Here is a 17,089-nt window from a genome sequence, read left to right on the forward strand (position 1 = left end):
GATTGGCGATTATTTGAACAGCGGTAGGTTGGGTTGAGGCGCGCAGCGCCGAAGCCCAACAGGGAGCGCGCAGCGCTCCGCCCGACGGCCATGAATCTGCGTATGCGTTGGGCTTCGCGGAGCTCAGCCCAACCTACGCCTCGCCGCTTATGGCTTAGCGCTTGCCGCCGCGCCGCTGGCGCACCGCCTCGAACAGGCACACCCCGGCGGCCACCGAGACGTTGAGGCTGCTGACACTGCCGGCCATGGGCAGCTTGACCAGATAATCGCAGTGCTCGCGGGTCAGGCGGCGCATGCCCTTGCCTTCGGCGCCCATGACCAGCACGGTCGGCCCGGTCAGGTCGTGCTGGTACAGTTCCTGCTCCGCCTCGCCAGCGGTGCCGACCAGCCACAGGCCGCGCTGCTGGAGCTTCTCCAGGCTGCGCGCAAGGTTGGTCACCGCCACCAGCGGGATCACCTCGGCGGCGCCGCAGGCCACCTTGCGCACCGTGGCGTTGAGGGTGGCCGACTTGTCCTTGGGCACTATCACCGCCAGCGCGCCGGCGGCATCGGCGGTGCGCAGGCAGGCACCGAGGTTGTGCGGGTCGGTGACGCCATCGAGCACCAGCAGCAAAGGCGGGCCCTCGGCGCGGTCGAGCAGTTCCTCGAGCATGGCCTCGCCCCACACCTGGCTGGGGCTGACATCGGCCACCACGCCCTGGTGCACGCCTTCGACCCAGGCATCCATCTCGCGCCGCTCGCACTGACCGACCTTGACCCGCGCCTGCTCGGCCAGTTCCAGCAGCGGCTGCACACGCGGATCACTGCGGCCATCGGCCAGCCAGACCTGCTTCACCCGCTTGGGGTGATGACGCAGCAGGGCCTCGACGGCATGCACGCCGTAGATCTTCTCCAACTCACTCATGACTTGGCCTTACGCTTGCGCGGCTTGCTGGCAGGAGGTGGCGCACTGTCGCCGCGCCCGGAACTCTTGCGCGAACCGCCGGCAGGCTTGCTCGGCGACTTGCCGGCAGCGCCCTTGCCACTCGCTCCCTTGCCGCCCTTGGCGCCGGCCAGCAGCGCCTTCTTCACCTCGCGGCTCTTCTGCACGTCGGTGTTGCCCATGCCCGGCGCCTTGGCCGTGCGCCCGGCACGCCCCACCGCCTCGCGTTCGGCGGCCTGGGACAGCTCGAAGTCGATCTTGCGCTCGTCGAGATCGACGCGCATGACCTTGACCTCGACGCTATCGCCCAAGCGGAAGCTGCGCCCGCTCCGCTCGCCGGACAGACGATGGTGCACCGGGTCGAAGTGGTAGTAATCGGCCGGCAGCGCGGTGACGTGCACCAAACCCTCGACGTAGATGTCGCGCAGCTCGACGAAGATGCCGAAACCGGTCACCGCGGTGATCACCCCGGCGAAGGTCTCGCCGACGCGGTCCTTCATGAACTCGCACTTGAGCCAGTTGACCACGTCGCGCGTGGCCTCGTCGGCACGCCGCTCGGTCATCGAACACTGCTCGCCCAACTGCTCCAGCGCCGCCTCGTCGTAGGGGTAGATGCGCGCCCGCGGCATCGCTACCGCGCCGGCGCGCTTGACGTGCGGGGTGTCCACCTTCGAGCGGATCACGCTGCGGATGGCGCGGTGCACCAGCAGGTCCGGATAGCGGCGGATCGGCGAGGTGAAGTGGGTGTAGGCCTCGTAGTTCAGACCGAAGTGGCCCTGATTGTCGGCGCTGTACACCGCCTGGCTCAGCGAACGCAGCATCACGGTCTGGATCAGGTGGAAGTCCGGCCGCTCGCGAATGCTCTCCAGCAGTTTCTGGTAATCCTTGGGCGACGGCCCCTCCTTGGACTTGCCGCGTTGCAGCGACAGCCCCAGCTCGCCGAGGAAGGCCTTGAGCTTCTCCAGGCGCTCTTCCGGCGGACCGTCGTGCACCCGGTACAGCGAGGGAATCTCGTGCTTCTGCATGAACTGCGCGGTGGCGACGTTGGCCGCCAGCATGCATTCCTCGATCAGCTTGTGCGCATCGTTGCGCTGGGTCGGGCGAATCTCCGCGATCTTGCGCCCTTCGCCGAAGATGATGCGGGTTTCCTGGGTCTCGAAATCGATGGCGCCACGCTCGTGGCGGGCGGCCAGCAGCACCTGGTACAGCGCGTAGAGCTGCTTGAGGTGCGGCAGGATCTCCTTGTACTCGCCGCGCAGGGCCTTGCCCTCGCTGCTCTTGGGATCTTCCAGCATCAGGCTGACCTTGTTGTAGGTCAGCCGCGCGTGGGAGTGGATCACCGCCTCGTAGAACTGGTAGTCCACCAACTGGCCGCTCTTGGACATGCTCATCTCGCAGACCATAGCCAGCCGGTCGACGTGCGGATTGAGCGAGCACAGGCCGTTGGACAGCTCCTCCGGCAGCATCGGCACCACCCGCTCGGGGAAGTACACCGAGTTGCCGCGCTCGGTGGCCTCGACATCCAGCGCCGAGCCGACCTTGACATAGTGCGACACGTCGGCGATCGCCACGTAGAGCTTCCAGCCGCCGGAGAACAGCTTCCAGCGGCTGCTGTTCTTCTCGCAGTAGACCGCGTCGTCGAAGTCGCGGGCGTCCTCGCCGTCGATGGTGACGAAGGGTAGGTGGCGCAGGTCGATGCGCTTTTCCTTGTCCTTCTCCTCCACCTCGGGCTTGAGCTTGCGCGCTTCCTTGATCACCGCCTCGGGCCAGACGTGCGGGATGTCGTAGCTGCGCAGGGCGACGTCGATCTCCATGCCCGGCGCCATGTAGTTGCCGATCACCTCGACGATATCGCCCTGCGGCTGGAAGCGCGGCGTCGGCCAATGGGTGATCTTGATCTCGACGAACTGGCCGATGCGCGCGCCGGCGGTGCGCCCCGGGGTGACCAGCACTTCCTGCTGGATCTTCGGGTTGTCGGCGACCACGAAGCCGATGCCGCTCTCTTCGTAGTAACGCCCGACGATGCTTTCGTGGGCGCGACTGATCACCTCGACGATGCCGCCCTCGCGGCGGCCGCGACGGTCGAAGCCGGCCACCCGCACCAGGGCGCGGTCGCCGTCGAACACCAGGCGCATCTGCGCCGGGCTGAGGAACAGGTCGTCGCTGCCGTCGTCCGGCACCAGGAAACCGAAGCCGTCGCGGTGACCGCTGATGCGCCCGCAGATCAAGTCGAGCTTGTCCACCGGCGCATAGGTGCCGCGGCGGGTATAGATCAGCTGGCCATCGCGCTCCATGGCGCGCAGACGGCGGCGCAGGGCCTCGAGCTGGTCATCGGTGTGCAAACCGAATTCCTCGACCAACTGCTCGCGGCTGGCCGGCGAACCGCGCTCGGCCAGATGCGAAAGAATCAGCTCACGACTGGGGATGGGGTTTTCGTATTTTTCCGCCTCGCGGGCGGCCTCGGGATCGAGGGATTGCCAATCGGCCATTGAGTAGGGGCTACCTGTGCGTATGTATATATGTGTGGGCCATATGCCTATTGAAGCGCGAAAAAGCCTTCGGGGTCAGCTTTTCCAGCGACAATAATTTTTTCGGGGCCAGGGGTTTACAAGGCATATGCCCGCCCGTATAGTTCGCGCCCACAGCGTCGAGCAGACGTTGTAACACGAAGCAGATGAGGAATCATCGGTTTCAGTGCCCAGGTGGCGGAATTGGTAGACGCGCTGGTTTCAGGTATCAGTGATCGCAAGATCGTGGAAGTTCGAGTCTTCTCCTGGGCACCAAATTTCGTGAAGTGGCTTGATAACCTACTTCGCAAATAAACGGATGCAACGCTCCGTGTCGGCAACGACGAACATTGCTGCAGTGCCCAGGTGGCGGAATTGGTAGACGCGCTGGTTTCAGGTATCAGTGGTGGCAACACCGTGGAAGTTCGAGTCTTCTCCTGGGCACCAAATTTCAAAGAACCGAGCCAATGGCTCGGTTTTTTATTGCCTGCGATAAAGCCACAAGCCACAAGCCACAAGCCACAAGCCACAAGCCACACAATGCGCGGGGCACTCGAACCCCAGCAAGCCCTCCGCGCCGCTTTTGGCTTTTACTTGAAGCTTGTGGCTTGCCGCTTGAAGCTGCTTTTCAGACCCTGAACTGCCCCAGGCTGGCCTTGAGCTGCGCCGCCAGCTCGTCCAACGCCCGCGCGTTGCCGGCAATCGCCGCCACCGCTTCGGCCGCCCGCTGCGCCTCGGCATGGATGGTCTCGACCCGCCCGCGCACCGCGCCCGCCCCTGCGGCCTGATGCGCCGCCGCCTGGGTCGCCGCATTGATCGCACCGTGCACCTCGTCCACCGAATCCTGCACCGACTGCTGCAGGCGCGCGCTGTCGCGCAGCACCTGCAGGCCCTGATGGCCCTGCTCGCCGGCCTGGGCGATGCTCGCCACCGCCTCCTGCGCACCGCGCTGCAGAGCGGCGATATGCGCCTGGATATCGCCGGTGGACTGCTGGGTCTTGCTCGCCAGCGCGCGCACCTCGTCGGCCACCACGGCGAAACCACGCCCACTCTCGCCCGCGCGCGCCGCCTCGATGGCCGCATTGAGCGCGAGCAGGTTGGTCTGCTCGGCGATGGACTGGATCACCGTCAGCACCACCTCGACCTGCTCGCTCTGCTTGGCCAGCCGCTCGATCACCGCCGAACCCTCCGCCACCCGCGCCACCAGGCCTTCGATCAGGACCGACAGGCGCTGGGCGATGGCCGCATTGTCGTGCGCCGCCTGGCGAATACTGGCCACCCGCTGCAACGCCTCCTGCATGGCCTGGCTCTCGGCCTGCGCCTCGTCGGCCATCTGCTCCAGCGCCTGCAGGCTGCCGGCGACCTCGTCGCGCTGGCGCCCGGCGGCAGCTTCGGCGGCCACGCCACGCTGGGTCAGGCTGCGAATCTGCTCGCCGGTGCGCAGCGCCACCTCGCCGGATTCACGCACGATGGGCTGCAGCTTGGCGATGAAGCGATTGACCGCAGCAGCCATCTCGCCCACCTCGTCGCGGCTGTCGATGATCACCCGCCGGGTCAGGTCGCCCTCTCCCGCCGCCAGGTCGTTCAGCGCCGCACTGAGCAGACGCAGGCGGCTGAGCACGCGCCAGCCGAGCACCAGCGCCACCGCCAGCAAGGTCAGCGCGCCGACCGCCAGCAGCCCCAGGGCGATATTCCAGCGCAGACCATCGGCGGCCAGGCGTACCGACTCGCCGCCGTTGCGCGCCATCTCCGCGGTGTAGCCTTCGGCAGCCTGCAGGCGTGCCTGCAACGCCCGCGTGCTGTCCTCGGCGGCGCCCGCCAGACTGCTGTCGACCAGCTCGCCGGCACCACCGACCAGCGCCTGGAAGCGCCCGTCCAGGGCCGCCAGCTCGGCCTCGACCAAGGCCAGCGACATGCCCATCTGCACCTTGCCGATGCGCGCGCCCATGGGGTTGATGTCCACCTCGAGCAGGTACACCCGCGGATCGCGCGAGGCGGCGTCGACCAGCTTGTCCAGCGGCTTGTCGCCCTGGCCGGCGGCGACCAGCTCGCGCACCAGCGTGTTGCTGCGGTTGAAATTGCGCGTCAGGCGCTGGCCGTCGGCGTCGTAGAACACCGCGAAGAGCACCGCCGGGTCCTGCTGGGCGATGCGGGTCAGCGCGGTCAAGGCCGGCACGTCGTCGTCCCAGATGGCCTTCGGCGCCACGCCGGCCAGCAACTGCGCCAACGCCGTGCCGGACTGCTTGAGGCTGCCTTCGAGCACCTGGCGCAGTTGCGCCTGCTCGCTCTTGAGCTGCGCCGAGAGGCCTTCACCGAGACGGCTGCGGGTATTGCCCGCCAGCGCCGCGAGCCCCTGGGTCATCTCGCGCTCGGCCGCATTCAGCTCCTCGCCCAGACGTCGGCTCTCGCCACCCAGGCGCTGCGCCAGGTCCTCGACCATGCCGTCGACCGAGGCACGCATCAGCCACACCGCCAGCCCCACCTGCACCAACATGGCCAGGCCGAGGGCGACGAACACCGGGCGCAGCAGGCGGCTGCGCAACATCGAGACAATGGCGAACACTGGCGGGACTCCTCAACGACCATTACCGCTATAACGGCGACTTCCGCGATTTATTGAGCGCAAGCAAGGCGCATGCCCGCGCGCTGGCTGACCGGGCACAAAAAAGCCGCCCGCAGGCGGCTCTTTCGGTTCGACAGCGCCCCGGTCAGGCGAACGGATGACGCAGGACGATGGTCTCGTTGCGATCCGGGCCGGTGGAGATGATGTCGATCGGCGCACCGACCAGCTCTTCCACGCGCTTGATATAGGCACGCGCAGCGGCCGGCAGGTCTTCCAGGCTCTTGGCGCCCAGGGTGGACTCGCTCCAGCCCGGCATTTCCTCGTAGACCGGCTGCAGGCCGAGGTAGCTGTCGGCGTCGGTCGGCGCATCGACCAGCACCTGGCCGCCCGCATCCTTGTAGCCGGTGCAGATGCGGATGGTCTGCAGGCCGTCGAGCACGTCCAGCTTGGTCAGGCACAGCCCGGAGATGCTGTTGATCTCAATGGCGCGACGCAGGATCACCGCATCGAACCAGCCGCAGCGACGGGCACGACCGGTGGTGGCGCCGAACTCGTGACCACGCTTGGCCAGGAAAGCACCGACATCATCGAACAGCTCGGTCGGGAACGGGCCGGAACCGACACGGGTGGTGTAGGCCTTGGTGATGCCGAGGATGTAATCCAGGTACAGCGGGCCGAAACCGGAACCGGTGGCGATGCCGCCGGCGGTGGTGTTGGAGCTGGTCACGTAGGGATAGGTGCCGTGGTCGATGTCCAGCAGCGAGCCCTGCGCGCCTTCGAACATGATGTCCTTGCCTTCGCGGCGCAGGTCATGCAGCACGGCGGTGACGTCGGCCATCATCGGCTTGAGCAGCTCGGCGTACTCCATGCACTCGTCCAGGGTCTTCTGGAAGTCGATGGCCGGCTCTTTGTAGAAATTGACCAGCTGGAAGTTGTGGTAATCCAGCAGCTCGCCCAGCTTGGCGGCGAAGCGCTCGCGGTGGAACAGGTCGCCGACGCGCAGGCCGCGACGGGCCACCTTGTCTTCGTAGGCCGGGCCGATGCCACGGCCGGTGGTGCCGATCTTGGCATCGCCGCGGGCCTTCTCGCGCGCCTGATCCAGCGCCACATGGTAGGACAGGATCAGCGGGCAGGCCGGGCTGATGCGCAGGCGCTGACGCACCGGTACGCCCTTCTCTTCCAGCTTGGTGATCTCGCGCAGCAGCGCATCGGGCGCCACCACCACGCCGTTGCCGATCAGGCACTCGACGCCGTCGCGCAGGATGCCGGACGGAATCAGGTGCAGCACGGTCTTCTCGCCGTCGATCACCAGGGTGTGACCGGCGTTGTGACCGCCCTGATAACGCACCACTGCGGCGGCCTGCTCGGTGAGCAGATCGACGATCTTGCCCTTGCCCTCATCACCCCACTGGGTGCCCAGGACGACGACATTCTTACCCATAAACTTGTCCTCTTCGCGCAAGCTTCGATGCCGGCCCGCAAGCCGGCGCAAATGAATTCAGGACGCCAGGGGCGCCACCTGCCAACGTCCGTCACGCAGCGCCAGCAGGCGATCGCAGCCCGCCTCGCGCGCATCCGCCTCGCTCTGCCCAGGCAGCGCCTGGACCACGCGCTGGCCTTCGCTGCGCAGGCGACGCACGGCCTGCCACAGGTAGAGATCGTGACTGTCCGGCGCCCAGACGCCGGCGGCCGGCTCGTCCAGGCGCATATCGCCGAGACTGACCAGGGTCTTGAGGTCGGTGGAAAAGCCGGTGGCCGGACGCGCCCGGCCGAAATCGGCACCGATGTCGTCGTAGCGCCCGCCCTGGGCGATGGACTGGCCGACACCCGGAACGAAGGCGGCGAACACCACACCGGTGTGGTAGTTGTAGCCGCGCAGCTCGCCGAGGTCGAAGTACAGCGGCAACTCCGGATAACGCAGCTCCAGGGCGTCGGCGATGGCCATCAGCTCGTCCAGCGCCGCGTGCACCGCCTCCGGCGCCTCGACCAGCGCAGCCTGGGCCAGGTCCAGCACCTCGCGACCGCCGCACAGCTCGGCCAGGGCACGCAGCATGCTGCCGAGGCCCGCCGGCAGCCCGGCGGTCAGCTCGGCGATCTCGTCCATGGCCTTGCGCTGCAGGGCGTCGAACAGCTGCTGCTCGGCCTCGGCGGACAATTCGGCGGCACGCGCCAGGCCGCGGTAGATGCCGACGTGACCGAGGTCCATGTGCACATCCGGCACCGCCGCCAGTTCGAGCATCTCGACCAGCAGGCTGATCACCTCGATATCGCTGGCCGGGCTGGCGTCGCCATAGAGTTCGGCGCCGAGCTGGATCGGGCTGCGCGAGGTGGTCAGCGCACGCGGCTGGGCATGGACCACGCTGCCGGCGTAGCACAGCCGGTTCGGCCCTTCGCGGCGTAGGGTGTGCGCATCGATGCGCGCCACCTGCGGGGTGATGTCGGCACGAAAGCCCATCTGCCGACCGGACAGCGGGTCGGTGACCTTGAAGGTGCGCAGGTCGAGGTCCTGACCGGCGCCGGTCAGCAGGGATTCCAGGTACTCGATATGGGGGGTGACGACGAACTCGTAACCCCAGCGTTGAAACAGATCCAGCACCTGACGGCGGGCTGCTTCGATGCGCGCCGCTTCCGGCGGCAGTACTTCTTCGATGCCATCTGGCAGCAGCCAGCGGTCTACCGTTGCCATTTCGCCATTCCCCTCTCGATCCGGGCGGCACAAGCCTTCAGTGAAGCAGATATAGAAGGGCCGTACCCAGCAGCATGCTGGCCAGCCCCATAAGGCGCAGTCGGCGGTCGGGCAGCCGGGCTGCCTGCAGTACCGCTCCGCGCCACTGGCGCGGATAGAGGAAGGGCAGGATGCCTTCCAGCACCAGCATCAGACACAGAGCAATGCCGAGTTCCTGCCACATGATTCCCACAGACGCAAAAAAGCCGGGATTTTCCCGGCTGCCGCATGATACCACGCTAAAAGCTTCAAGCCACAAGCTTCGAGCTGCAAGTCGTCCACCTGCAGCTCGAGGCCGCTCTTTCAGGGCTTAGCCTTCTCCAGATAGCGGAAGAAGTCGCTGCCCGGGTCGAGCACCAGCACGTCGCGCTTGTCGGCGAAGCTCTCGCGGTAGGCACGCAGGCTGCGGTAGAAGGAGTAGAACTCCTGATCCTGGCCATAGGCGCGGGCATAGATGGAGGCTGCCTCGGCGTCGCCGTCACCGCGCAGCTCTTCGGCCTCGCGGTAGGCTTCGGCCAGCAGCACGCGGCGCTGACGGTCGGCGTCGGCACGGATGCCCTCGGCCAGCTCGCGACCCTTGGCGCGGTGTTCGCGCGCCTCGCGCTCACGCTCGGTGCTCATCCGCTCGAACACGCTGCGGTTGACCTCGCGCGGCAGGTCGATGGCCTTGACCCGCACGTCCACCACCTCGATGCCCAGCTCGCGCTCGGCGGCGCGGTTGAGGGTCGCAGTGACGTCGGCCATCAGCGCATCGCGCTCGCCGGACACCGATTCGTGCAGGGTGCGCTTACCGAACTGGTCACGCAGCGAAGCTTCCAGACGACGCGCCAGACGCTCGTCGGCCACCTGCTTGATACCCGAGGTGGACTGATAGAAGCGCTCGGCGTCCTTCACCCGCCACTTGGCGTAGGCATCGACCATCAGCGCCTTCTTCTCCAGGGTCAGGAAGCGCGAGGAAGTCGAATCCAGGGTCAGCAGACGACCGTCGAAGATGCGCACCTGGTTCACATAGGGGATCTTCACATGCAGGCCGGGCTGCACGTCCGGCTGCACCACGCGGCCGAACTGCAACAGCACCGCACGTTCGGTCTGCGCCACGATGTAGAAGCTGTTCCACGCCACCAGGGCCAGAACCACGGCCGCAATCAGGCCGATCAGGGACTTGTTGCTCATCAACGACTCTCCCTAGAACGATCATTGCGCGGCGAGACCTGAATGTTCGACGCGCCGGTCGAACCGCCGACGCTGCCAGCGCCACTGATGCTGCTTGGCGCAGCGCCGCTGCGGCTGTCGATCATCTTGTCCAGCGGCAGGTAGAGCAGGTTGTTCTGTCCCTGCTCACCGGTGACCAGCACCTTGCTGGTGTTGCTCATCAGCTCCTGCATGGTGTCCAGGTACAGACGCTCGCGGGTGACCTCGGGCGCCTTGCGGTACTCGGCGACCAGCTTGCTGAAGCGGTCCGCCTCACCCTGAGCGCGCGCGATCACTTCGTCGCGGTAGGCGTTGGCTTCTTCCAGCATGCGCTGGGCCTGACCGCGCGCTTCCGGGATCACCCCGTTGGCGTAGGATTCGGCCTGGTTCTTCTCGCGCTGCTCGTCTTCGCGGGCCCGGATCACGTCGTCGAAGGCTTCCTGCACTTCGCGCGGCGCGGCGGCGCTCTGGATGTTCACCTGGGTGATGGTGATGCCGGTGCGGTAGTTGTCGAGGAAGCGCTGCAGGCGCTCGCGCACCTCGCTGGCCATCAGCTCGCGGCCCTCGGTCAGCACCTGGTCCATCTCGGTGGAGCCCACCACGTGGCGCACGGCGCTGTCGGTGGCGTGCTGCAGGCTGACTTCCGGCTGGTCGACGTTGAGCACGAAGTCCTGCAGGTTGCTGATGCGGTACTGCACGGTCAGCGGCACTTCGATGATGTTCTCGTCCTCGGTGAGCATCGCCCCCTGCTTGCTGTAGGCACGCTCGCGGGTGACGTTCTCCTGGAACTTGCGGTCGATCGGCGGGAAATAGATGTTCAGGCCGGGACCGACGGTTTCGTGGTACTTGCCGAAGCGCAGCACCACCGCCTGCTCCTGCTCGTCGACCACGTAGATGGCGCTGTACAGCCAGATCACGGCCAGCAGGCCGAGACCGACGAACAGCAGGCCGAAGCCGCCACCGCTGCGACCGGAATCGTCGTCACCCCGTTTCTTGCCGCCGCCGAACAGCCCGTTGAGGCTTTCTTGCAGCTTGCGGAACGCTTCGTCGAGATCCGGCGGGCCCTGCCGGCCACCGCCTTTGCGGCCGCCCCAAGGGTCTTGATTGTTCGAGTTGCCACCCGGCTCATTCCAAGCCATAGCGTTCTCCGTACTGATAAAGCGAAGGCGCGCCCACGGCGCGCCCGCCAATGCTACCCAATGCCCGACGGCGGCGGCAAAGCCACCGCCCCAGGCTTTATTGCAAAGTGTGTTGCTCGATAAAGGCCTGCGGCTCCAGCCCTTCGCGACTGACCAGGCGATTGAGCTCGACCCGCGGCAGACGCACCGACAACAGACTCTGCCCCTGCTCGTCGTGCCCCTCGTTCTGCACCGCCCCGAGGGCGAAGAACTGCGCACGCAGACGCCCCAGGCGCTGCGGCAACTGCAGGGTTCCGACGAACAGATCCTCGCCGAGCAACTCGGCCACGGCCTGGCGCAACAACTCCAGGCCACGCCCCTCGCGCGCCGACAACCACACCCGCAGCGGCTTGCCGTCGGCATCGCGCTGAATCTGCGGCTCGACACCTTCCAACAAATCCAGCTTGTTGTACACCTCGAGCATCGGCAACTCGTCCGCGCCGATCTCCTTGAGCACCGCCTGCACCTGCTCGATCTGCGCCATGCGTTCGGGCTCGTGGGCGTCGATCACGTGCAGCAGCAGGTCGGAGTTGCTCGATTCCTCGAGCGTAGCGCGGAAGGCCTCGACCAGCTTGTGCGGCAGATGGCGAATGAAGCCCACGGTATCGGCCAGCACTATGGGGCCGAGGTCGTCCAGCTCGAGCCGGCGCAGGGTCGGGTCGAGGGTGGCGAACAGCTGATCGGCGGCATAGACCTCGGAGGCGGTCAGCGCGTTGAACAGGGTGGACTTGCCGGCGTTGGTGTAGCCGACCAGCGACACCGAGGGGATATCCGCACGCCGACGCCCACGCCGCGCCTGCTCGCGCTGACTGCGCACCTTCTCCAGCTTCTGCTTGATCTGGCGGATGCGCACCCGCAGCAGGCGGCGGTCGGTTTCCAGCTGGGTTTCCCCCGGCCCACGCAGACCGATACCGCCCTTCTGCCGCTCCAGGTGGGTCCAGCCGCGCACCAGGCGCGTGCTCATGTGGTCGAGCTGCGCCAGCTCGACCTGCAGCTTGCCTTCGTGGGTGCGCGCGCGCTGGGCGAAGATATCGAGGATCAGGCCGGTGCGATCGAGCACGCGACATTCGAAGGCGCGCTCGAGGTTGCGCTCCTGGCTGGGCGTCAGGGTGTGGTTGAAGATGACCAGATCGGCCTCTTCAGCCTTGACCTGGTCGCGCAGCTCCTCGACCTTACCGCTGCCGATCAGGTACTTGGCGGTCAGGCGGCTGCTCGGCACGCTGAAAAAGGCGACCATGTCGGCGCCTGCCGACATGGCCAGCTCCTGGAACTCCTGGGGGTCTTCGCTCGCCTCGGAGTCTTGGCCGTCCAGATGAACCAGGATGGCCCGCTCACCGCCCTCATGACGCTCGAAGAACAATGCAGCCCCCTAGTCAGGCGTTACCCGGCTCGGCTTCGGCCTGTTCGGAGTCGCCGGCACTGGGCAGGCGTACCGGACGGCTGGGCACGACGGTGGAAATGGCATGTTTGTAGACCATCTGGCTGACGGTGTTCTTCAGCAGGATGACGAACTGGTCGAACGATTCGATCTGGCCCTGCAATTTGATGCCATTGACCAGATAGATGGAAACAGGGACGCGTTCCTTACGCAGGGTATTCAGGTAAGGGTCTTGTAGCGAATGCCCTTTTGACATGTGCCGCACTCCTTTCGAGGATCAATTTCAATAATTTTAGTAGGTAAACAATGGCTTTAGGCCGCCCCACCCCCAAGGATAGACGGCCAGCGGCAAGGTCTCAGTTCAATATGGAGACGCTTGCCAGGTATTTCAAGGCGCGAGACAGATTGTCGCAGGCCAGACTGTCCAGCCAGTGCAGATCGTCCCAGCCACGCAGCCAGGTGAACTGCCGCTTGGCCAACTGCCGCGTGGCGATCACGCCGCGCTCGACCATCTCTGCCCGGGACAGCCTGCCGTCGAGGTATTCCCACACCTGGCGATAGCCTACCGCTCGTATAGACGGCAATCCCGCGTGCAAGTCACTTCGGCGACGCAGGGCTTCGACCTCTTCGACGAACCCCTGTTCCAGCATCGTCTGAAATCGTTGCGCGATGCGCGCATGCAGGACCTGACGCTGCGCTGGAGCAATAGCAAGCTGCGCAACAGTATAGGGCAATTGTCCGCCGCCCGCCGCCTGCCGCTGGCGGTGCTCGCTCATGCTCAGACCGCTGACGCGGTAGACCTCCAGCGCCCGGGTCAGGCGCTGCGGATCGTTGGGATGGATGCGCGCCGCCGATTCAGGATCGACCGCGGCCAGCTCGCGGTGCAGCGCCTCCCAACCTTCGACCGCGGCGCGCGCCTCCAGCTCGGCGCGCACGGCGGGATCGGCGCTGGGCATGTCGGCCAACCCCTCCAGCAACGCCTTGTAATACAGCATGGTGCCGCCCACCAGCAGCGGGATGCGTCCGCGCGCAGCGCTCTCGGCCATGGCCGCCAGGGCATCGACGCGAAATTCTGCCGCCGAATAGCTCTCGGCCGGGTCGCGAATGTCGATCAGGGCGTGGGGAAATTCCGCCAAAACGGCCTTGTCCGGCTTGGCGGTGCCGATGTCCATGCCGCGGTAGACCAGCGCCGAGTCGACGCTGATCAGGTCGCACGGCAGCACGCGGGCCAGTTCCAGGGCCAGGTCGGTCTTGCCGGCGGCGGTCGGCCCCATCAGGAAGATGGCCGGCGGTAACGGCTTGGCCACTCAGCGCCCCCGCAGGAACAGCTTGTCGAGGTCGTCCATGCCCAACTGGGTCCAGGTCGGCCGGCCATGGTTGCACTGGCCGCTGCGCTCGGTCTGTTCCATGTCGCGCAGCAGGGCGTTCATCTCGGGCAGGGTCAGGCGCCGGTTGGCGCGCACCGCGCCGTGACAGGCCATGGTCGCCAACAGTTCGTTGAGATGGGCCTGGATGCGGTCGCTGGTGCCGTACTCCAGCAGGTCGGCGAGCACGTCGCGCACCAGCTGGGTGGCCTCGGCCTGCTTGAGCAGCGCCGGAATCTGGCGAATCGCCAGGCTCTCCTCGCCCAGGCGCTGCAGCTCGAAACCGAGGCGCTGGAACCACTCGGCGTGCTCCTCGGCGCAGTCGGCCTCGCGCTGACTGAGGGCGATGGACTCCGGCACCAGCAGCGGCTGGCCGCGCAGGCCCTCGCTGGCCATGGCCTGCTTGAGCCGTTCGTAGGTGATGCGCTCGTGCGCCGCGTGCATGTCCACCACTACCATGCCCTGGGCGTTCTCGGCGAGGATATAGACGCCCTTGAGCTGGGCCACGGCGTAGCCCAGCGGCGGCACGTCGCCCTGCTCCTGCGGCAGCGCCGGCGCCTGAGCGCCGGGCAGCGGCGCGAAGTAGTCGCGGTAAGCGGCCTGGGCCTCGGCGGCCGGCACGCCCGGATTACCAGCCGGCTGTTGATAACCCGCGCCGGCGCCACGCCAGGCCGGCTGCGCACTGGCAAGCGGGGTTTCCAGCACGCTGGCGGCCAGGCCCATCTCGCCCTGCGGGCCGAACTCGCCGACAGCCAGGCCGCTGGGCCGCACCATCGGCGCCACTGCTGCGGGCGCGGCGACCTGATCTTCCGGGCGCACGTCGGCCAGGGCGCGGTGCAGGGTGCCGTAGAGGAAGTCATGCACCATGCGGCTGTCGCGAAAGCGCACCTCGTGCTTGGTCGGGTGCACGTTGACGTCCACCGTGCTCGGGTCGATTTCCAGAAACAGCACGAAGGTCGGATGACGGCCGTTGAACAGCACGTCGCGATAGGCCTGGCGCACCGCATGGGCGACCAGCTTGTCGCGCACCATGCGGCCGTTGACGTAGAAGTACTGCAAATCGGCCTGGCTACGGGAAAAGGTCGGCAGACCGACCCAGCCCCACAGGCGCAGGCCGCCGCGCTCGATCTCGATCGGCAACGCCTGTTCGAGGAAGGCCGGCCCGCACACCGCGGCGACGCGCCGCGCGCGGCTGATCTCGTCGCCCGCCTCATGCAGGCTGAGCACGCTCTTGCCGTTGTGACGCAGGTGGAAGCCCACGTCGAAGCGCGCCAGCGCCAGGCGCTTGATCACTTCCTGCAGGTGGTCGAACTCGGTCTTCTCGGCGCGCAGGAACTTGCGCCGCGCCGGGGTGTTGAAGAACAGGTCGCGCACCTCCACCGAGGTGCCCACCGGGTGCGCCGCCGGCTGCACCCGCGGCTGCATGTCGCGGCCCTCGGTCTCCACCTGCCAGGCCTGCTCGGCGTCCGCCGTGCGCGAGGTCAGGGTCAGGCGCGACACCGAACTGATCGACGCCAGCGCCTCGCCGCGAAAGCCCATGCTGAGCACGGCTTCGAGGTCTTCCAGTTCGCGGATCTTGCTGGTGGCGTGGCGCGCCAGGGCCAGCGGCAGGTCGTCGGGGGCGATGCCGCCGCCGTCGTCGCGCACCTTGAGCAGCTTGACGCCGCCCTGCTCGACTTCCACGTCGATACGCCGTGCACCGGAGTCCAGGCTGTTTTCCAGCAGTTCCTTGGCCACCGAGGCGGGACGCTCGACCACTTCGCCGGCGGCGATCTGGTTGGCCAGGCGCGGGCTGAGCAGGTGTATACGGGACATAAGGCTCACTACTGGGCCGCCAGTGCCGTGGCGGGAATCTGCAGGGTCTGGCCGACCTTGATCACGTCGCCATTGAGGTTGTTGGCGCTGCGCAGAGCGGCCAGGCCGATCTGGTAGCGCTGGGCGATCAGCGCCAGGCTCTCGCCGCGCGCCACCACGTGCTCGCGCGGGGCCGGGGCGATCTTGCCCTCGTCGCGCAGCCAGGCGATGTAAGTGCCCGGCGGCGGGTTCTCGCGGAAGAACTGGCGGATGCCGGTCTGGATCGAGCGCGCCAGCGCCTGCTGGTGGCTGGCGGTATGCAGCTTGCGCGCCTCGTTGGGGTTGGAGATGAAGCCGGTCTCGACCAGGATCGACGGAATGTCCGGGGATTTGAGCACCATGAAGCCGGCCTGTTCGACCCGGCGCTTGTGCAGCGAGGTGATGCTGCCCATGTTCGACAGCACCTTCTGCCCGACGTTGAGGCTGGAGGAGAGCGAGGCGGTCATCGACAGATCGAGCAGCACGCCGGCGAGCATCTTGTCCTTGTCGTCCAGGCTGACGTTGCCGGCACCGCCGATCAGGTCGGACTGGTTCTCCGCATCGGCCAGCCAGCGCGCGGTCTCCGAGGTGGCGCCGCGCTCGGACAGCGCGTACACCGAGGCGCCGAAGGCGGCGGCGCGCGGCGCGGCGTCGGCGTGGATGGAGACGAACAGGTCGGCGCCCTTCTTGCGCGCGATCTCGGTGCGCTTGCGCAGCGGGATGAAGTAGTCGCCGGTGCGCACCAGTTCGCCGCGAAAGCCCTTCTCGGCATTGATCTGCCGTTGCAGTTCCTTGGCGATGGCCAGGGTCACGTGCTTCTCGTACTGGCCCTTGACCGGCGCCAGCGCGCCCGGGTCCTCGCCGCCGTGGCCGGCGTCGATGGCGATGACGATGTCGCGCTTGCCATTGGGCACCGGCGTCAGCTTGGGCGGCGGCTGGGTCGGGGTGACCGGCACCGGCGGCGCCGTGGCGGCCACGCTGGGCGCCTGGGTCGGCGCCGGCGCGCTGCCGTTCTGGTCGAACAGGTCGACCACCAGGCGATGGCCGTACTGCTGGTTGGGCGCCAGGGCGAAGCTCTTCGGCGTCACCGGCGCCGACAGGTCGATGACCACGCGCAGCTCTTCGGCGCTGCGCTGGGCCGAGCGCACACCGGTGATCGGGGTATTGGCCAGCGACAGCTGGCCGAGGTTGGTCGCCAGCTTGGCGCCGCTGACGTCGATGACGATGCGGTCGGGCGCGGCCAGGGTGAACACGCTGTGCTGCACCGGACCGGACAAATCGAAGACCAGCCGGGTATTGTCCGGCGCGCGCCACAATCGCACGCTGCGCACATCCGAGGCGGCCAGCACCTCGGCAGCCAGGGCCGCCCACAACACCCCCACAGCGGTAACCAGCGCGCCTATGCGCATACCCAACCCCATCGATCTA

13 protein-coding genes, 2 tRNA genes and 1 pseudogene are annotated in these 17,089 nt (G+C 67.0%); 2 read left to right on the forward strand and 14 right to left on the reverse strand.

The features are described from left to right. Window positions 1-154 precede the first annotated feature (154 nt). Together rlmB and rnr are read right to left on the reverse strand one after the other, a co-directional pair. Window positions 155-904 (reverse strand): 23S rRNA (guanosine(2251)-2'-O)-methyltransferase RlmB, encoded by a 750-nt coding sequence (rlmB, locus tag ACIGKL_RS10560; protein WP_397486595.1) that lies wholly within the window; start codon window positions 902-904, stop codon window positions 155-157. Beyond that, window positions 901-3,411 (reverse strand): ribonuclease R, encoded by a 2,511-nt coding sequence (gene rnr / locus ACIGKL_RS10565; RefSeq protein WP_397486596.1) that lies wholly within the window; start codon window positions 3,409-3,411, stop codon window positions 901-903. Before rnr ends, rlmB begins: the two co-directional genes overlap by 4 nt. 207 nt (window positions 3,412-3,618) lie before the next feature. Between rnr and ACIGKL_RS10570 the strand changes: the two genes are divergently transcribed. Both ACIGKL_RS10570 and ACIGKL_RS10575 read left to right on the forward strand, forming a co-directional pair. Further along, window positions 3,619-3,705: transfer RNA gene (locus ACIGKL_RS10570), tRNA-Leu, on the forward strand. Between the two features lie 84 nt (window positions 3,706-3,789). Further along, window positions 3,790-3,876 (forward strand) — tRNA-Leu (locus tag ACIGKL_RS10575). Window positions 3,877-4,057: 181 nt separating this feature from the next. Here the strand turns inward: ACIGKL_RS10575 and ACIGKL_RS10580 are convergent. The 12 genes and pseudogenes from ACIGKL_RS10580 to ACIGKL_RS10635 form a co-directional block, all read right to left on the reverse strand. Beyond that, window positions 4,058-4,942 carry a methyl-accepting chemotaxis protein gene (locus ACIGKL_RS10580; RefSeq protein WP_397486858.1) on the reverse strand — a complete coding sequence of 295 codons (885 nt, stop codon included), beginning with the start codon at window positions 4,940-4,942 and terminating at the stop codon, window positions 4,058-4,060. Between the two features lie 21 nt (window positions 4,943-4,963). After that, window positions 4,964-5,974, reverse strand: a pseudogene (locus tag ACIGKL_RS10585) (methyl-accepting chemotaxis protein); the annotation flags it as partial. 163 nt (window positions 5,975-6,137) lie between these two features. After that, entirely contained in the window at window positions 6,138-7,433 is a 1,296-nt protein-coding gene (locus tag ACIGKL_RS10590; protein ID WP_397486597.1) for an adenylosuccinate synthase, read from the reverse strand. A gap of 57 nt (window positions 7,434-7,490) precedes the next feature. Beyond that, entirely contained in the window at window positions 7,491-8,678 is a 1,188-nt protein-coding gene (locus ACIGKL_RS10595) for an ATP phosphoribosyltransferase regulatory subunit (RefSeq protein ID WP_397486598.1), read from the reverse strand. A 37-nt stretch (window positions 8,679-8,715) separates the two neighbouring features. After that, window positions 8,716-8,901 carry a DUF2065 family protein gene (locus ACIGKL_RS10600; protein WP_021442385.1) on the reverse strand — a complete coding sequence of 62 codons (186 nt, stop codon included), beginning with the start codon at window positions 8,899-8,901 and terminating at the stop codon, window positions 8,716-8,718. 119 nt (window positions 8,902-9,020) lie between these two features. Next, window positions 9,021-9,890 carry a protease modulator HflC gene (gene hflC / locus ACIGKL_RS10605; protein ID WP_021442386.1) on the reverse strand — a complete coding sequence of 290 codons (870 nt, stop codon included), beginning with the start codon at window positions 9,888-9,890 and terminating at the stop codon, window positions 9,021-9,023. Beyond that, entirely contained in the window at window positions 9,890-11,047 is a 1,158-nt protein-coding gene (hflK, locus tag ACIGKL_RS10610) for an FtsH protease activity modulator HflK (protein WP_397486599.1), read from the reverse strand. Before hflK ends, hflC begins: the two co-directional genes overlap by 1 nt. A 97-nt stretch (window positions 11,048-11,144) precedes the next feature. Beyond that, window positions 11,145-12,446, reverse strand: coding sequence for a ribosome rescue GTPase HflX (hflX, locus tag ACIGKL_RS10615; RefSeq protein WP_397486600.1), 1,302 nt, complete (start codon window positions 12,444-12,446; stop codon window positions 11,145-11,147). 13 nt (window positions 12,447-12,459) lie between these two features. Then, window positions 12,460-12,720: an RNA chaperone Hfq gene (gene hfq, locus ACIGKL_RS10620; RefSeq protein WP_021442389.1), complete on the reverse strand. Its 261-nt coding sequence runs from the start codon at window positions 12,718-12,720 to the stop codon at window positions 12,460-12,462. A 100-nt stretch (window positions 12,721-12,820) separates the two neighbouring features. Continuing rightward, complete coding sequence (gene miaA, locus ACIGKL_RS10625; RefSeq protein WP_397486601.1) at window positions 12,821-13,738, reverse strand: tRNA (adenosine(37)-N6)-dimethylallyltransferase MiaA; 918 nt, start codon at window positions 13,736-13,738, stop codon at window positions 12,821-12,823. Window positions 13,739-13,771: 33 nt separating this feature from the next. Beyond that, window positions 13,772-15,652 (reverse strand): DNA mismatch repair endonuclease MutL, encoded by a 1,881-nt coding sequence (mutL, locus tag ACIGKL_RS10630; protein ID WP_397486602.1) that lies wholly within the window; start codon window positions 15,650-15,652, stop codon window positions 13,772-13,774. Then, the gene (locus tag ACIGKL_RS10635; RefSeq protein WP_397486603.1) at window positions 15,652-17,082 is read right to left on the reverse strand and encodes an N-acetylmuramoyl-L-alanine amidase; all 1,431 of its coding nucleotides are present in this window, start codon (window positions 17,080-17,082) and stop codon (window positions 15,652-15,654) included. Before ACIGKL_RS10635 ends, mutL begins: the two co-directional genes overlap by 1 nt. Window positions 17,083-17,089: the final 7 nt, after the last annotated feature.

The sequence above is a fragment of the Pseudomonas sp. NPDC077186 genome, from assembly GCF_044543505.1.
Lineage (GTDB): Bacteria > Pseudomonadota > Gammaproteobacteria > Pseudomonadales > Pseudomonadaceae > Aquipseudomonas.

Excerpts from the sequence above, each read along its gene's own strand:
- rlmB (WP_397486595.1), bottom strand. The coding sequence starts at position 904 with ATGAGTGAGTTGGAGAAGATCTACGGCGTGCATGCCGTCGAGGCCCTG.
- ACIGKL_RS10580 (WP_397486858.1), bottom strand. The coding sequence starts at position 4,942 with ATGGCTGCTGCGGTCAATCGCTTCATCGCCAAGCTGCAGCCCATCGTG.
- ACIGKL_RS10600 (WP_021442385.1), bottom strand. The coding sequence starts at position 8,901 with ATGTGGCAGGAACTCGGCATTGCTCTGTGTCTGATGCTGGTGCTGGAA.
- hfq (WP_021442389.1), bottom strand. The coding sequence starts at position 12,720 with ATGTCAAAAGGGCATTCGCTACAAGACCCTTACCTGAATACCCTGCGT.
- miaA (WP_397486601.1), bottom strand. The coding sequence starts at position 13,738 with ATGGGGCCGACCGCCGCCGGCAAGACCGACCTGGCCCTGGAACTGGCC.
- ACIGKL_RS10595 (WP_397486598.1), bottom strand. The coding sequence starts at position 8,678 with ATGGCAACGGTAGACCGCTGGCTGCTGCCAGATGGCATCGAAGAAGTA.
- ACIGKL_RS10590 (WP_397486597.1), bottom strand. The coding sequence starts at position 7,433 with ATGGGTAAGAATGTCGTCGTCCTGGGCACCCAGTGGGGTGATGAGGGC.
- rnr (WP_397486596.1), bottom strand. The coding sequence starts at position 3,411 with ATGGCCGATTGGCAATCCCTCGATCCCGAGGCCGCCCGCGAGGCGGAA.
- hflC (WP_021442386.1), bottom strand. The coding sequence starts at position 9,890 with ATGAGCAACAAGTCCCTGATCGGCCTGATTGCGGCCGTGGTTCTGGCC.
- ACIGKL_RS10635 (WP_397486603.1), bottom strand. The coding sequence starts at position 17,082 with ATGGGGTTGGGTATGCGCATAGGCGCGCTGGTTACCGCTGTGGGGGTG.
- hflK (WP_397486599.1), bottom strand. The coding sequence starts at position 11,047 with ATGGCTTGGAATGAGCCGGGTGGCAACTCGAACAATCAAGACCCTTGG.